Below are 14,820 nucleotides of genomic sequence, written 5' to 3'. Positions count from 1 at the left end.
GCAAGCTTGACCGGTTCACCAGGACTTCTGACGACGATCTTCGCCTTCCTCCTGGTGCTTGGGCCGCTGGTCCTCATCCACGAGCTGGGCCACTACCTCGTCGGCCGTCTGTTCGGCGTGAAGGCCGATGCCTTCTCGATCGGCTTCGGCAAGGAACTGGCGGGCTGGACCGACAGGCGCGGCACCCGCTGGAAGCTCTCGGCGCTGCCGCTCGGCGGCTACGTGCAGTTCGCGGGCGACATGAACCCGACGAGCGCGCCGAGCGCCGCCGACGATCACCTGACCCCCGCCGAACGCGCGCAGACCTTCCACGCCAAGCCGCTGTGGCAGCGCGCGCTGATCGTGCTCGCCGGGCCGATGACCAACCTGCTGCTCTGCGTCGCGATCTTCGCGGCGTTCTACGGTACGTATGGCCGCGTCGTGAATGATGCCGAGATCAGCGGCTTCACCGAAAAGTCGGCGGCTCAGGCCGCGGGCCTTCGCGTGGGCGACCGCATCGTCGCCATCGACGGCGACAGGATGGACGGGGCCATCGACGTGGCCGGTCGCGCCGCCTACTTCCCGGGCAAGACGCTGCAGATCGCGGTAGAGCGGGAAGGGCGCACGCTCGTCCTGCCGGTCACGCTGGCCAACCGCGAACTGACCGACCAGTTCGGCAACAAGGCGCGCATCGGCGATCTCGGCATCGAGATGGTGCCCCCCGTCGTCGGTGGCTTCTACGGCGATTCGCCTGCCGAGAAGGCCGGGATCGAGGTCGGCGACCGCATCCTGTCGGTGAACGGCAAGACCGTCTCCGGTTTCGACGACATTCCCGAACTGATCCGCCCCAATGCCGGTCGGTCCGTCGCGATCGCCGTGCAGCGCGGCAGCGAGGTTCTGACGGTCCCCGTGCGCATCACCGAGGCGGTCATGCCCGGCGCGCAGGGCAAGCCGCAGAAGGTCGGCCAGATCGGCATTCGCGCCGGGCGTCTGGAACAGGTCGGCCCGGTGCGCGCCATCGCGCTCGGTTTCAACCAGAGTTTCAAGGTCATGGGCGACATGGTCACCGGAATCGCGCAGATCTTCACGGGTGACCGCTCGGTTCGCGAACTCGGCGGACCGGTCAAGATCGCGCAGTATTCCGGTCAGCAGTTCACGCTGGGCTGGGAGGCCTTCGTGTCCTTCGCCGCACTCATTTCGATTAACTTGGCATTCATCAACCTCCTGCCAATTCCTGGCCTCGACGGCGGACATCTGGCTTTCTACGCGGCTGAACTGGTCCGGCGCAGGCCCCTGGGTGTACGCAGTCAGGAATGGGCTATCCGGACGGGTGTGGCGCTGGTGCTGGCGCTGATGGTCTTCGTCACGGTCAACGATCTGGCTTCTCTGCCGATTTTCGGGGGATAGCCTGGAGGAATCATCCAGCGATCACAATGTTGCCGGGTTTTGTCTGCTTGATTGGATCGGTTCCATCGGGCAGATGGCTGCGATTGCCTGCGGGTCTGGGTGCGCTCCCGCTGGGTGGTCTGTTTTTCATCGCGAAAGCGAATACGGGATTTTGCGTAGAATGATGGGACGGGAAATGGTTCGCAGCACGGGTCTGCACCGCGCTCCTCAGATCGCGGCCGTGCTTCTGGGAACCACGATCCTCGCGGCTGTGCCCGTGGAAGCACTGGCCCAGCAGGCGCCTGCCGCACGCCGTCCGGCTCCGGCACCTGCGCCCGCCGCCGCACCGGCGGCGCCGGTCGCGCCTGCAGAAGTCGCGCAGCCGATCCAGACGATCGTGGTGAAGGGCTCCGAGCGCCTCGAGGCGCAGACGGTGCTCTCCTACATCAAGCTGCGCGTCGGCCAGGACTACACCAAGGCCGCCGCCGACCAGGCGCTCAAGGATCTCTACGGGACCGAGCTGTTCAAGGATGCGCAGGTCGCCTTCGACGGCGGCGTGGTGACGATCACGGTTCAGGAGAACCCGGTCGTCAACCGCATCATCCTTGAAGGCAACAAGCGCATCAAGGACGACAAGATCCTGCCGGAGATCAAGGTCGCCCCGCGCCAGATATTCACGCGCTCCAAGATCCGCGCCGACGTGGCCCGCATCATCGAGCTCTACAAGCGCCAGGGCCGCTACGCCGCGACCGTCGAGCCGAAGATGGTCTCGCTCGACCAGAACCGCGTCGACATCGTCTTCGAGATCACCGAGGGCGACAAGTCGAAGGTCCGCCAGATCAACATCATCGGCAACGAGAAGTTCTCCGACGGCGAGCTGCGCGGCCAGATGGTGACCAAGCAGGCGCGCTTCACCCGCCTGTTCAGCTCGGGCACCAGCTACGACCCGGACCGCATGGCGTTCGACCAGCAGAAGCTGCGCCAGTTCTACCTGACGCAGGGCTATGCCGACTTCCGCGTGGTTTCGGCGGTCGCCGAACTGACGCCGGACAAGAAGGACTTCATCATCACTTACGTGGTGGAGGAAGGCCAGCGCTACAAGTTCGGCGACGTCAAGGTCGAGAGCCAGCTGCGCGACTTCGACGGCGAGAAGATGGCCGGCAACCTGCCCATGCACAAGGGCGACTGGTACAACGCCAAGCAGGTCGAAGACACGATCGAGAGCCTGAACGAGACGGCGGGCGCCTTCGGTTACGCCTTCGCCGACGTTCGCCCGCAGTACGATCGCGACAAGGAAAACCTCACCATGGGGTTGACCTTCGTGATCCAGGAAGCGCCGCGCGTCTATGTCGAGAAGATCGACATCAACGGCAACACGCTGACCCAGGACAAGGTCATCCGCCGCGAGTTCCGTATCGCCGAGGGCGACGCGTTCAACTCGCTGCAGGTCAAGCGTTCGACCAACCGCATCAAGTCGCTCGGCTACTTCCAGGAGAAGTTCGAGGTCGAGCAGAAGCCCGGTTCGGCGGACGACCGCATCATCCTCGAAGCCAACGTCGAGGAGAAGCCGACCGGCGAACTCCAGCTCTCGGCCGGTTTCTCGAGCCTTGAAAGCTTCATCTTCCAGGCCTCGATCCGCCAGCGCAACTTCCGCGGGCGTGGCCAGACGGTCGGCCTGTCGGGCAGCATCTCGCGCTATTCGAAGAGCGTCGAGGCGAGCTTCGTCGAGCCGTACCTGTTCGACAAGAACATCTCGCTGGGCGTCAACGTCTACCGCCGCGACTACAGCAACTTCGGCTACCTGAACTCGAACCGCAACTCGACCTACGATCAGTCGACCACCGGCTTTCAGCTGCGCGCGGGCGTGCCGCTGACCGAGTACCTGACCGCCGTCGGCAGCTACACGCTGAACTACGACGACGTCAGCCTCGATCGCGGCACCTACTACTCGGACCGCCAGAACCCCGGCACGTTCGAGTGCGACCCGCTCTTCGCAGGCCGCTACCTGTGCGACGCGATCGGCAAGCGCCTGAGCTCGATCCTCGGCTTCTCGCTGATCTACGACACGCTCGACAACCGCATCCGCCCGACCCGCGGCCTCACCGCGTCGATCAACGCGGACTTCTCGGGCCTCGGCGGCGACGTGAAGTATGCCCGCCTGCGCGGAAACGCCTCGCAGTTCTACAATCTGGGCAAGGGCTTCATCTTCTCGCTCTCTGGCGAAGGCGGCATCATCAAGGGCCTCGCCGGGCAGGACATCCGCCTGACCGACCGCTTCTACCTGGGCGAACCGCAGATCCGTGGCTTCGCGATCCGCGGCGTCGGTCCGCGCGTGCTGCGCAAGTTCCTGAGCGACAGCGACGATGCGGATACCATCCCCGACACCGTCTCGACCAAGCGCAGCGAATGGTCGGATGACGCGCTGGGCGGCAACTACTACTACAAGGCCCGCGCCGAACTCGAGATCCCGCTGGGCTCGGGCGCGCGCGAGATGGGCCTGCGCCCCTCGATCTTCGCCGACGTCGGCGCGGTCTGGAGCGTCAAGCGTCCCGCGCTTACGCAGTGCGACACGGGCTGTATCCCGACTTACTACGTCCGCAACACGGACGGCACCAACTCGACCGCGACGACCACCGTCGCGACCGACGCAACCACCGGCATCGGCAACACCCCGACGGGCAACTACCAGTACTACTTCGTCGAGGAATTCGTCGGCGATACCTGGAAGCCGCGCGTCGCCGTCGGCATCGGCGTGAACTGGAACTCGCCTTTCGGCCCGTTCCGCATCGACTTCTCGCGCGTCCTGCTCAAGCAGGACGGCGACGATCCCAAGGCCTTCACTTTCAACGTGGGAACCCAGTTCTGATGACTACCAAGAACATCCTCGCGCTGGCCGCTGGCCTCGCGCTTACCGCCGTCGCATCGCAGCCCGCGCTTGCGCAGAAGAAGGGTGCCGCTGCTGCCGCTCCCGCCGCCGGTGGCAACATCGTGCAGGGCCTCGGCGTTGCCAGCTTCGACGCCGTGATCGCCAACTCGAACGCGTTCAAGACCGCCGAGACGCAGCGCCAGACCACCTTCAAGGCGCAGTTCGACCAGGCGCAGACCCGCCAGACCGCGCTCAACGCCCAGATCAAGCCGCTGATCGACAAGTTCAACGCCGACCGTCAGGGCGGCAAGGTCGCTCAGGCCGCTCTCGAGCAGCAGGCCGGTTCGATCCAGCAGATCCAGGAGAACGGCAAGGCCGAACTCCAGCGCATCCTGCAGCCCGTCGGCCTCTCGCAGGCCTACGTGAACGAGCAGATCGAGGACAAGCTGAACGACGCCGTCAAGGCGGCGATGACCAAGAAGGGCGTCTCGATCCTGATCTCGCCCGACGCGATCCTCGCGGTCAACGGCGGCGCCTACAATCTCAACCAGGACATCCTGAACGAGCTGAACACGGCGATCCCCTCGGCGCAGCTCGTGCCGCCCGCCGGCTGGGAACCGCGCCAGGTTCGCGAACAGCGCGCGCAGGCCGCCGCTGCTCAGGGCCAGGCTGCTCCGGCTGCCGGCGCCCCCGCGACGCAGCCCTCGGGCCGCTGATCCGGAACGGACGCAGGGCATGAGCGAAGAGACCCCGCTGGTCTACGATACCGCGAAGATCCTGGCGGCGCTTCCGCACCGCTATCCGATGCTGCTCGTCGACCGCGTGGTCTCGATCTCCGATGAGGAGATCGAGGCGGTCAAGGCGGTGAGCTTCAACGAGGACTTCTTCCAGGGACACTTCCCCGGTCGTCCGATCATGCCCGGCGTCCTCCAGATCGAGGCGCTGGCGCAGGCGGCGGGGATCCTCGCGATCGAAACCCTCGGCCTCGCCGGGACCGGCAAGCTGGTGTACTTCATGGCGATCGAGGACGCGAAGTTCCGCGCCCCCGTGACCCCGGGCCACCTGCTGACGCTGCGCACCGGCTTCGTCCAGAAGCGTTCGCGCGTCTGCAAGTTCTGGGGCAAGGCCTCCATCGACGACAAGGTGACCTGCGAGGTCAACTTCACGGCGATGATCGCGGACGCCTGATTGCTTGGTGCCCGGCGCATTGCGCCGGGCATGCGACACCTGCCGCTCCCGGACGTTAGTCCGGATAAGCATATTGCATTTTCGGCCGCTTCGCTGTAAGCGCGCCGCTTTCCAAGCCAGGCCGGTCGGAACCGGCCACATGCGAAAGAGACATACCATGAAGGCCGATACGCATCCCGACTATCACACCATCACGGTGCAGATGACCGACGGCAGCACCTTCCAGACCCGCTCGACCTGGGGCAAGGAAGGCGACACGCTGGTTCTGGACATTGATCCCACCTCGCACCCGGCATGGACCGGCGGCAAGGCCCAGCTTCAGGACGGTGGCCGCGTGGCCCAGTTCAACAAGCGTTTCGGCGGTCTCTCGCTCAAGAAGAACTGATCGCGCAAGGCCCCTGCGGGCCGCGCCATCATTCACGAAGAAGGCGGTCCCTCGGGCCGCCTTTTTTGTTGCCCGCGTTCCGCACGGAACTTTCCGCAAGAGTTGCGATTGCCTTTCATGTGCAGCGCTTTAGGTTCCCTTCGCGACACGCCGCGCGGGGAACGTCCATGTGCGCGGCAGCGTTCTGCGGTCATCCTCAACCGCCATCCTTACCGGGGCCGCCAGCCTGGGTGGCCCGCAAGACCGGAGACATGACATGAAGCGATCCTCCCGCATCCTGGCCGCATCGGCGGCGTTCCTGTCCCTCGCGGGCACGGCGCAGGCTGCCGACGAGCATACCGGCCACTCGGCCGCCACCGCTGCGGCGGCGCCGATGATCCATGCCGACGTGATCGGCCTCGACGGCAAGAAGCTGGGCATGGTCATGCTGCAGGAAACCCCGGCGGGCGTCCTCGTCAGCGCCGACGTCAAAGGCATCCCGGCGGGCGAGCACGGCTTCCACTTCCACCAGAAGGGCCTGTGCGAGACCGCGACCAAGTTCGACAGCTCGGGCGGCCACTTCACCGGCGGCGACCACCAGCACGGCTATATGGTCGCGACCGGCCCGCACGGCGGCGACATGCCCAACCAGACGGTCGGTGCGGACGGCACGTTGAAGACCCAGATCCTCAACACGGGCGTGACGCTCTCGCCGGGGCCGAAGTCGCTGCTCGACGCGGACGGTTCGGCGCTGGTGATCCATGCGGGCGTGGACGACTACACCAGCCAGCCTTCGGGCAATGCCGGTGGCCGAATCGCCTGCGCGGTGATCGCTGCGGCGAAGTAAGGCGAAGTAAGAAGATGGCGTCGTCCCGGACTTGCTCCGGGACCGCTGGCTGTCTTTAGGCGCGAAGTGACAGCGAGACGCCCAGCCGTTGGCAAGGCTGTTCACGGCCACCGGTCCCGGAGCAAGTCCGGGACGACGGGGTTTTCACCCCCAGTTCCGTTCGCGATACCACTGCGTGATGACGTACTTGCGCCCCTTGCGCACCTTCATCGCATGGTGGAGCGTCGCGGCATTCGGGCTGCCGTCGGCGCGGCGGTTGTTCCAGCCGATCAGCTTGCCGGTTTCCGGCTGGATCACTTTGTCGATTACCTTGAAGCGCGTGGCGCCGCCGGCCTCCACGTCGTTCAGGTAGATCATGAAGGTCCAGGTGCGCTGGCCGGGCACCGCGCAGTACTTCTCGAAATCGGCGCTGTTCGGCTCGAAGTAGTCGGTGTGCGCCTTGAACTCCTGCCCCACCTCGTAGCGCTGGCCCTGCAACGGTTCGGCATGGGCGAGGTCGATGCCGGAGAGGTCCGACAGCGCCTGCGCCAGTTCGGAGACGACCGGAAACTCGGGCGAGAGGTCGCAGGTCGAACTGGTGCGGAAGGCATCGTCGCCGTTGTAGTCGGCGAGGGTGGAGGGGCGATTGTTCGTTTCGATGAGGTCGACAAGCTGCGCGCAGCGATCCGCGCTCAGGAAGTCCTTGAGGATGAACAGGTCCAGCCGCGAGGAGGGGAAGCGCTGCACGCCGGGGTGGGAAAGCAGTCTTGCAGCCGATGATTCGCCGGGTACGGTCATGGCGGTGACATTAGCCATGGGCGGCCGGAAGGAAATCGAGCGCGCGGCCTTTGCGGTGAATTTTCGCGCACCCGCATTTTTGCTTTGCAAGAATCCGCATGCTGTGCAAAAGGCGCGCTCCGCACCGGACGCAGCAGCCTCCGATGCAGGACGCGGTGTCCCCTTGGGGCGCGCATGTGGCGATCGTAGCTCAGTTGGTTAGAGCGCCGGTTTGTGGTACCGGAGGTCGTGGGTTCGAACCCCATCGATCGCCCCATCTTTTCCTTTTACCACAGCATGATGTCCGGTTTGTGGACCTCATACCAAAAGCCTGATTGGCGCGCGAAAAGCGCTGTGCTTTGATCTGAGTCACTTGCTCCTTTCAACACGCACTATAGAAGCGCGCCTGTCATGCACGGCTTTGCCAATCCCGCCCGTTTCCTGCGCATCGCCCGCTGGCTGATGCCCCTGTGCATGGGCGCGGGGCTGGTCGTCGCCACGCTGGCTCTGGGCTGGGGCCTGTTCGTCGCCCCGGCCGAGAAGCTGCAGGGAGAGACGGTGCGCATCGTCTATCTCCATGTGCCCGCCGCATGGCTGGGCATGGCGGGCTGGATGGGTATCGCGGGAGCAAGCTTCACCGAACTGGTCTGGCGTCATCCACTCGCGGCCATCGCGGCCAAGGCCTGCGCACTGCCGGGCGCGGTGTTCACTGCCGTCTGCCTGCTTACGGGATCGCTGTGGGGACGTCCCGCGTGGGGAACCTGGTGGGTCTGGGACGGGCGGCTGACCTCGATGCTGGTACTGCTGTTCCTCTACTTCGGCTGGATGGCGCTGTCGCAGGCGAGCGAGGCATCGGACGGCGGCCAGAACCGCGCCCCCGCAATCTTCGGGCTGGTGGGCGCGGTGAACGTGCCGATCATCCATTATTCGGTGATCTGGTGGAACAGTCAGCACCAGCCGCCGAGCATCACCATGGGCAAGTCGGCGATGTCCGGCGATTTCCTCTGGCCGCTGCTCGCCGCGATGCTGGGCTTCACGCTGATCTTCGCAGGCGTGGTGCTGGCGCGGATGCGGGCGATCCTCGCCGAGCAGCAGGCCGAGGCACGCCTGCGCCGCAAAGCCCGGGCCGAAGTGGAAGCCTTCTGATGCGCGAGATCATGAACCCGTGGACCTTCGTGGTCGCCGCCTACGTCGTGGGCGTGGGGGCGACGCTGGCGATGGTCGCATGGTCGCTGCTCTCGATGCGACGGGCGGAAAAGCGTCGCGATATGGCAAGGAATCGTTGATGGCGACGGCAGTGAAAGCCAAGCATCAGCGGCTCATCCTGCTCGTCGTCGCGCTCGTCGTGCTGATCGGTGCGGCGCTGCTGGCGGCGTGGGCTCTGCGCAACCAGGCAAGCTATTTCTACGTGCCGAGCGAGATCGTGGCCAAGCCGCCCGAAGCGGACCGCGCCGTGCGCCTTGGCGGCATGGTGGAGAAGGGCTCGCTGAAGACGGCGGCGGACGGGGTGACTGTCAACTTCGTCGTGCAGGACGGCAAGGCGCGGGTGCCGGTGACGTTCCGGGGCATCGTGCCCTCGCTCTTCGTCGAGGGATCGGGCGTCGTCGCCGAGGGAAAAATGGGCGCGGACGGCACTTTCGTTGCCGACAACCTGCTCGCCAAGCATGACGAGAATTACGTGCCCCGCGAAATGCAGGACATGACGAGGGAACAGGCCGAAAAGGTCATGCAAGAAACCAAATGATCGCTGAATTAGGTCTTGCCGCCCTCTGGCTGGCCGCCGCGCTGGCCGGCCTCCAACTCGTCGCCGGGGGCCTCGGGCTGACCACGCGCGGCGCGGTGCTGGGCGAGGCGGTGCGACCGGTCGCGGTGGTGCAGGGGCTGCTGGCGCTGATCGCCTTCGCCTGCCTGATCTACGTATTCGCGGTCACCGACCTGTCGGTGAAGCTGGTCGCGCTCAATTCGCATTCGATGAAGCCGCTGGTCTTCAAGATCGCCGGAGCCTGGGGCAACCACGAGGGCTCGATGCTCCTGTGGGTGACGGTGATGGGGCTGGGCGGGGCCTTCGTGGCGCTCGTCGAGAAGCGCCTGCCCGAGCGCACGATGCTGGCGACGCTGGCGGGTCAGGCCTTCGTGAGCCTTGGCTTCTACGCCTTTCTGCTGATAGCTTCCAATCCGTTCGAGCGGCTGTCGCCCGTGCCGATGGAGGGCAACGGGCTCAATCCGCTGCTGCAGGATCTCGGCCTCGCGTTCCATCCGCCGACGCTTTACCTCGGCTATGTCGGCCTCTCCATCGCGTTCAGCTTCGCCATCGGCGCGCTGGTGACGCGCGAGGTCGGGCCTGCCTTCGCCAAGGCCATGCGTCCGTGGGTCTTGGGCGCATGGATCTTCCTGACGGTGGGCATCACCGCCGGTTCCTACTGGGCCTACTACGAACTCGGCTGGGGCGGCTGGTGGTTCTGGGATCCGGTCGAGAATGCCTCGCTGATGCCATGGCTGGCGGCGACCGCGCTGCTGCATTCGTGCGGCGTGCTGGCGGCGCGCAATGCGCTCAGGGCCTGGACGATCATGCTGGGCGTCGTCGCGTTCTCGATGTCGATGATCGGCACGTTCCTCGTCCGCTCGGGCATCCTGACGAGCGTGCATGCCTTCGCGGTGGACCCGCAGCGCGGAACGTTCATCCTCGCGCTGCTGGCGATCTACATCGGCGGCGCGCTGACGCTGTTCGGCCTGCGCGCCTCGACGGTGACGGAGGGCGAGCGCTTCGCTCTCGTCAGCCGCGAGGGGGCGCTGGTGTTCAACAACGTCATGCTCTCGGCGATCCTCGGCATCGTGCTGTTCGGCACGCTCTATCCGCTGGTGGCCGAGGCGATGGGGGCGAAAGTCTCGGTCGGGCCGCCGTATTTCAACCCGATGGGCGCGCTTTTCGCGGTGCCGATGCTGGTGGTGCTGATGGTCGGGCCACTGCTGCGCTGGCGGCAGGACAAGTTCGCGCGCATCGGGAAGGGGCTGGTGATCCCGGCGATGCTGGTCGCGGCGATGGCGCTTGGGCTGGTCGTCGTGGGCGGCGTTGCGCTGCTGCCGTTCCTCGGCCTTGCGCTGGCGGTGGGGCTCGCTTTCGCCAGCCTGCTGCCGCTCAGAGGCCGCAACCTGCGTCGCACGCCGCTGCCGATCTGGGGCATGGTCGTCGCGCATTTCGGCATCGCCGTCGCCCTGTTCGGGATGAGCAGCGAGAGCGCGTTCTCCATCGAGAAGCTCGTTGCCGTGCGGGTTGGCGAGGTCGCGCAGGTGGGGCCGTGGGGCGTGAAGCTTGATGCGGTGGAGCCGGTCGCCGGGCCGAACTGGACGGCGATGGAGGCGCGGTTGCTGGTTCGGTATGGGGTTGGTGGCAAGGTTTTGCGCGTGTTGCCGCAGTCGCGAAGCTTCTGGGCGCCGCCGCAGCAGACGAGCGAATCGGCGCTGCTGACCCGCTGGAACGGGCAGTTTTACGCGGTTCTCGGCGGTGAAGCACCCAAGGCGGAAGGCGGCGATCGCTGGCAGTTGCGGCTGTGGTGGAAGCCTTTCGCGCCGCTGATCTGGATCGGCGGACTGATGATCGCTTTCGGTGGATTCCTGTCACTGATCGGCCGCGTAATGGCGGATTTGCGCCGTATCATCGCCAAGGACAAGATCGCCTGGCGCCGCGAAAGGCAGGGGCGATGAGCGACACCGAGCATGCACTGAACGGCACCAAGCGCAACCTGAGGTGGGCCCTGTGGCTACCGCTGGTGCTCTTCGTGGGGTTTGTCGCGCTCGTGATGGTGGGCCTGTACCGACCGGCCGACCGCAACGTCGCCTCCGCCCTCGTCGGCAAGCCGATGCCGCAGTTCGACCTGCCCGCCGCGCTGCCGGGTCGCCCCGGTCTCGACAGCAAGGTGCTGGCGAATGGCAAGCCGCATCTGGTGAACATCTTCGCCAGCTGGTGCATCCCGTGCCGCGTCGAGGCGCCGCAGCTTGGCGCGCTGGCGAAGGCGGGGGTGCCGATCGAGGGCATCTCGGTGCGCGACACGACCGAGAACCTCCACGCCTTCCTCGACGCGAACGGCGACCCGTTCCAGCGCATCGGCGCGGATGACGACGGCAAGGTGCAACTGGCGCTCGGATCGTCGGGCGTGCCGGAAACCTATGTGGTCGATGGCAAGGGCACGATCGTCTACCAGCACATCGGCGAGATCCGGCCCGAGCATCTCGGCCTGCTGCTGGAGAAGCTGAAGGAGGCGCAGCGGTGAAGCGCCTCATCGCCTTCATCGCGCTCGCCCTTGCCGCGCCCGCCTTCGCGCAGGAGGAGCAGTCCACTGCGCCTTATGCCTATCGCCAGCTGAGCGATCCGGCGAAGGAGGCGAAGGCGCAGGATCTCATGGAGACGCTGCGCTGCCTGCAGTGCCAGGGGCAATCCATCGCCGATTCGGACGCCCCCATCGCCGGCTCCATGCGCTCGCTGGTGCGCGAACGCATCGCCGCCGGGGAGACGCCCGAGCAGATCCGCACCTGGCTGATCGAGCGCTATGGCGACTATGTCAGCTATGCGCCGCAACTCACCGGGCTGACCTGGCCGCTGTTCGCGGTGCCCGCCGTGCTGATGCTGATCGCGTTCCTGCTGCTGCGCCGCCGCTTCTCGAAGAAGGGAGGGGCGCAATGACCTGGGTTCTCGTCATCGGTCTCGCCCTTGTGGTGCTGGCGCTGCTGCTGTTCGTGCTCAAGGTGCCGAAGGGCACGCGCGAGGCGGTGGCCTCCGCGCTGCTGCTGGGCATCGCGGGCTACGTCACGCAAGGCTCGCCCAGCCTTGCGGGCGCGCCCAAGGATGCGACCGAATCCGTCTCCGCCGATCCCGCCGCGCTTGTCGAAGGGCGTTCGAAAGTCACCAACAGCGGCATCCCGACCAGCAACCGCTGGGTGGTGATCGCCGACGGCCTCGCCCGTAACGGTCGCTACGCCGATGCCGCCGAAGTCCTGCGCGGTGCTGTGGCCGACGATCCGAAGAACGCCGACGCCTGGCTGGCGCTCGCCAATTCGCTTGTCGCCCATGCCGACAACATGCTGACGCCGCCCGCGCTCTATGCCTACCACCGTGCGATCGACGCCGAGCCCGATGCACCCGGCGCACGCTTCTTCCTCGGCCTCGCCTACGCCCGCGAGGGCAAGCTGGCCGAGGCGCGCGACCTCTGGGCCGATGTTGTGAAGACTGCACCCGCGGATGCGCCATGGCGCATGATGCTGGGCGAGCAGCTGATGCGGCTCGATGCCGCCATCGCCGCGCAGAAGGGCGAATCGCCGCCCGTTCAGCCCGGGCCAGTCACTCCCTGAACGGAACATTGCCCCGGCCCGACAGCCTTGCAAGTTTCGTTGCCTGCCCCCATCCATGCTGCTAACGGCGCTCGCCAACCGCAGCCGCTTCAGCGTGCCTGCGAGTCCATTACAGGACGCATGAATGAGTGAATCTCCAGCGGGCGCGCCCTATGTCCCTTCGACGGCGGGCGAGTCGCACGGCTCGGGCCACGGCAACGGGACCGGCAACATCACCAAGCTCGCGCTTGGCGCCGTCGGCGTCGTCTTCGGCGACATCGGCACCAGCCCCCTCTACGCCTTTCGCGAAACCTTCGTCGGCCCGCATCCGCTGGCGATCGACGAACTGCATGTGCTGGGCGTCGTCAGCCTGATCTTCTGGTCGATGACGCTCGTCGTCTCGGTGCAGTACGTCGGCATCCTGATGCGCGCCGACAACAAGGGGCAGGGCGGCAGCCTCGCGCTCGTCGCGCTGATCTCGGGCGCGATCCGCAAGTCGCGCTACGGCGGCCTCGTCGTGCTGCTGGGCGTTTTCGCGACCTCGCTGTTCTACGGCGATTCGATGATTACCCCGGCGGTCTCGGTGCTTTCGGCGGTCGAGGGCCTCACCGTCGTCCAGTCCGACCTCGCGCCGTTCGTGCTGCCGATCGCGCTGGTGCTGCTGATCGCGCTGTTCGTCATCCAGAAGAGCGGCACCGCCCGCATCGGCGCGCTGTTCGCGCCGGTCATGGTCACGTATTTCACCGTGCTGGCGGTGCTGGGCATCTACCATCTGGTGCAGATGCCCGAAGTGCTGGTGGCGCTGAACCCGTGGTACGCGATCCAGTTCTTCCTCACCGACAAGATCCTCGGCTTCCTCGCGCTCGGCTCGGTCGTGCTGGCGGTGACGGGCGCCGAGGCGCTCTATGCCGACATGGGGCACTTCGGTCGCGGGCCGCTGCGCCTGTCGTGGTTCGCCTTCGTGATGCCGTGCCTGCTCATCAACTACTTCGGGCAGGCGGCGATGATCCTCGGCCTCGACGATGCGCAGGCGGCGGTGGCGATGGAGAACCCGTTCTTCAACCTCGCCCCCGAATCGCTGCGCCTGCCGCTGGTGATCCTCGCGACCTGCGCCACCTTCATCGCCAGCCAGGCGGTGATCTCGGGCGCGTTCTCGATCACCCACCAGGCGATGCAGCTGGGCTTCATCCCACGCCTCTCGACCCGCCACACCAGCGAGCACGAAGCCGGGCAGATCTACATCCCGTTCGTGAACTGGGCGCTGATGACCGGCGTGATCGTGCTGGTTCTGGTGTTCCAGAACTCGTCCAACCTCGCCTCGGCCTACGGCATCGCCGTCACGGGTGCGATGCTGATCGACACCTGCCTCATGGCGGTGCTGGTGATCGTGCTGTGGAAGTGGAAGCTGTGGCTGGCGGTGCCGGTGATCGTCACCTTCTTCGTGGTCGACGGCGCGTACTTCGCCGCGAACGCCACCAAGATCCCCGACGGCGGCTGGTTCCCGCTGATGATCGGCGGCATCGCCTTCACCCTGCTGACGACGTGGAACAAGGGCCGCCGCCTCATGCGCGATCGCATGACCGAGGCCGCGCTGCCGCTCAACGTCTTCGCCAAGAGCGCCCACGGCAGCGCCGCGCGCGTGCCCGGCACGGCGATCTTCATGGCGTCGAGCAACATGGGCGTGCCCTCCGCGCTGCTCCACAACATCAAGCACAACAAGGTGCTGCACGAGCGCGTGGTGGTGCTGACGGTGGAGGTCCAGGACGGCCCCTACGTGGAGCCGGAGGACCGCTTCACCGTCGTCGATCTGGGGCAGGGCTTCTATCGCCTGACGCTGCGCTACGGCTTCATGGAGGAGACGGACATTCCCGCCGCGCTCGCCCATGCGCCGTTCTGCGGCGGTCCGTTCGAGATGATGAAGACCAGCTTCTTCCTCTCGCGCCAGACGCTGGTGCCGTCGGAGAAGCCGGGCATGGCGATCTGGCGCGAAAAGCTGTTCGCGTGGATGATGCGCAACGCCGCCAGCGCGATGGAGTTCTTCCGCCTGCCCACCAACCGCGTGGTCGAACTGGGCAGCCAGCTGGAGATTTGAACCGGATCGGAAATGGCGGT

Annotated in this window: 15 protein-coding genes and 1 tRNA gene; 15 read left to right on the top strand and 1 reads right to left on the bottom strand. The window is 66.2% G+C overall.

From position 1 onward, the window contains the following. Positions 1-6 precede the first annotated feature (6 nt). From rseP to LO787_RS01950, 6 genes are all read left to right on the top strand, one after another. Positions 7-1,386 (top strand): RIP metalloprotease RseP, encoded by a 1,380-nt coding sequence (rseP, locus tag LO787_RS01975; RefSeq protein WP_232494215.1) that lies wholly within the window; start codon positions 7-9, stop codon positions 1,384-1,386. 175 nt (positions 1,387-1,561) lie between these two features. Further along, positions 1,562-4,231, top strand: coding sequence for an outer membrane protein assembly factor BamA (gene bamA / locus LO787_RS01970; RefSeq protein ID WP_232494214.1), 2,670 nt, complete (start codon positions 1,562-1,564; stop codon positions 4,229-4,231). Then, complete coding sequence (locus LO787_RS01965) at positions 4,231-4,947, top strand: OmpH family outer membrane protein (RefSeq protein ID WP_232494213.1); 717 nt, start codon at positions 4,231-4,233, stop codon at positions 4,945-4,947. Before bamA ends, LO787_RS01965 begins: the two co-directional genes overlap by 1 nt. 19 nt (positions 4,948-4,966) lie before the next feature. Beyond that, positions 4,967-5,419 (top strand): 3-hydroxyacyl-ACP dehydratase FabZ, encoded by a 453-nt coding sequence (fabZ, locus tag LO787_RS01960; protein WP_232494212.1) that lies wholly within the window; start codon positions 4,967-4,969, stop codon positions 5,417-5,419. Between the two features lie 157 nt (positions 5,420-5,576). Continuing rightward, positions 5,577-5,804: a 50S ribosomal protein L31 gene (gene rpmE / locus LO787_RS01955; RefSeq protein ID WP_232494211.1), complete on the top strand. Its 228-nt coding sequence runs from the start codon at positions 5,577-5,579 to the stop codon at positions 5,802-5,804. A gap of 256 nt (positions 5,805-6,060) precedes the next feature. Next, positions 6,061-6,630 (top strand): superoxide dismutase family protein, encoded by a 570-nt coding sequence (locus tag LO787_RS01950; RefSeq protein WP_232494210.1) that lies wholly within the window; start codon positions 6,061-6,063, stop codon positions 6,628-6,630. Positions 6,631-6,774: 144 nt separating this feature from the next. Here the strand turns inward: LO787_RS01950 and LO787_RS01945 are convergent, their stop codons facing one another. Continuing rightward, complete coding sequence (locus tag LO787_RS01945; RefSeq protein ID WP_232494209.1) at positions 6,775-7,407, bottom strand: prolyl hydroxylase family protein; 633 nt, start codon at positions 7,405-7,407, stop codon at positions 6,775-6,777. A gap of 179 nt (positions 7,408-7,586) precedes the next feature. On the opposite strand from LO787_RS01945, the gene LO787_RS01940 reads away from it, so the two are divergent. The 9 genes from LO787_RS01940 to LO787_RS01900 all read left to right on the top strand — a co-directional run bounded on the left by LO787_RS01940 (position 7,587) and on the right by LO787_RS01900 (position 14,800). After that, positions 7,587-7,663: transfer RNA gene (locus tag LO787_RS01940), tRNA-His, on the top strand. Positions 7,664-7,797: 134 nt separating this feature from the next. Beyond that, entirely contained in the window at positions 7,798-8,532 is a 735-nt protein-coding gene (gene ccmC, locus LO787_RS01935; RefSeq protein ID WP_232494208.1) for a heme ABC transporter permease CcmC, read from the top strand. Further along, a complete protein-coding gene (locus LO787_RS01930; protein ID WP_232494207.1) occupies positions 8,532-8,672 on the top strand; it encodes a hypothetical protein in 141 nt (46 codons plus the stop codon). Before ccmC ends, LO787_RS01930 begins: the two co-directional genes overlap by 1 nt. Further along, entirely contained in the window at positions 8,672-9,130 is a 459-nt protein-coding gene (ccmE, locus tag LO787_RS01925; protein WP_232494206.1) for a cytochrome c maturation protein CcmE, read from the top strand. The genes LO787_RS01930 and ccmE overlap by 1 nt, the downstream gene beginning before the upstream one ends. Beyond that, positions 9,127-11,088, top strand: a complete 1,962-nt coding sequence (locus LO787_RS01920) for a heme lyase CcmF/NrfE family subunit (RefSeq protein ID WP_232494205.1) — start codon at positions 9,127-9,129, stop codon at positions 11,086-11,088. The genes ccmE and LO787_RS01920 overlap by 4 nt, the downstream gene beginning before the upstream one ends. Then, entirely contained in the window at positions 11,085-11,654 is a 570-nt protein-coding gene (locus LO787_RS01915; protein ID WP_232494204.1) for a DsbE family thiol:disulfide interchange protein, read from the top strand. Before LO787_RS01920 ends, LO787_RS01915 begins: the two co-directional genes overlap by 4 nt. Further along, positions 11,651-12,064, top strand: a complete 414-nt coding sequence (locus LO787_RS01910) for a cytochrome c-type biogenesis protein (RefSeq protein ID WP_232494203.1) — start codon at positions 11,651-11,653, stop codon at positions 12,062-12,064. Before LO787_RS01915 ends, LO787_RS01910 begins: the two co-directional genes overlap by 4 nt. Beyond that, a complete protein-coding gene (locus LO787_RS01905; protein ID WP_232494202.1) occupies positions 12,061-12,729 on the top strand; it encodes a tetratricopeptide repeat protein in 669 nt (222 codons plus the stop codon). Before LO787_RS01910 ends, LO787_RS01905 begins: the two co-directional genes overlap by 4 nt. Positions 12,730-12,853: 124 nt before the next feature. Continuing rightward, positions 12,854-14,800, top strand: coding sequence for a potassium transporter Kup (locus tag LO787_RS01900; RefSeq protein WP_232494201.1), 1,947 nt, complete (start codon positions 12,854-12,856; stop codon positions 14,798-14,800). The last annotated feature ends 20 nt before the right edge of the window (positions 14,801-14,820 follow it).

This window comes from Novosphingobium kaempferiae, assembly GCF_021227995.1.
In the GTDB taxonomy this organism is placed as follows: domain Bacteria; phylum Pseudomonadota; class Alphaproteobacteria; order Sphingomonadales; family Sphingomonadaceae; genus Novosphingobium; species Novosphingobium kaempferiae.
This window is presented reverse-complemented; position numbering and strand designations above follow the sequence as displayed.

Excerpts from the sequence above, each read along its gene's own strand:
- LO787_RS01930 (WP_232494207.1), top strand. The coding sequence starts at position 8,532 with ATGCGCGAGATCATGAACCCGTGGACCTTCGTGGTCGCCGCCTACGTC.
- ccmC (WP_232494208.1), top strand. The coding sequence starts at position 7,798 with ATGCACGGCTTTGCCAATCCCGCCCGTTTCCTGCGCATCGCCCGCTGG.
- LO787_RS01900 (WP_232494201.1), top strand. The coding sequence starts at position 12,854 with ATGAGTGAATCTCCAGCGGGCGCGCCCTATGTCCCTTCGACGGCGGGC.
- LO787_RS01950 (WP_232494210.1), top strand. The coding sequence starts at position 6,061 with ATGAAGCGATCCTCCCGCATCCTGGCCGCATCGGCGGCGTTCCTGTCC.
- LO787_RS01915 (WP_232494204.1), top strand. The coding sequence starts at position 11,085 with ATGAGCGACACCGAGCATGCACTGAACGGCACCAAGCGCAACCTGAGG.
- bamA (WP_232494214.1), top strand. The coding sequence starts at position 1,562 with ATGGTTCGCAGCACGGGTCTGCACCGCGCTCCTCAGATCGCGGCCGTG.
- LO787_RS01965 (WP_232494213.1), top strand. The coding sequence starts at position 4,231 with ATGACTACCAAGAACATCCTCGCGCTGGCCGCTGGCCTCGCGCTTACC.
- fabZ (WP_232494212.1), top strand. The coding sequence starts at position 4,967 with ATGAGCGAAGAGACCCCGCTGGTCTACGATACCGCGAAGATCCTGGCG.
- LO787_RS01905 (WP_232494202.1), top strand. The coding sequence starts at position 12,061 with ATGACCTGGGTTCTCGTCATCGGTCTCGCCCTTGTGGTGCTGGCGCTG.
- LO787_RS01920 (WP_232494205.1), top strand. The coding sequence starts at position 9,127 with ATGATCGCTGAATTAGGTCTTGCCGCCCTCTGGCTGGCCGCCGCGCTG.
- rpmE (WP_232494211.1), top strand. The coding sequence starts at position 5,577 with ATGAAGGCCGATACGCATCCCGACTATCACACCATCACGGTGCAGATG.
- ccmE (WP_232494206.1), top strand. The coding sequence starts at position 8,672 with ATGGCGACGGCAGTGAAAGCCAAGCATCAGCGGCTCATCCTGCTCGTC.
- LO787_RS01945 (WP_232494209.1), bottom strand. The coding sequence starts at position 7,407 with ATGACCGTACCCGGCGAATCATCGGCTGCAAGACTGCTTTCCCACCCC.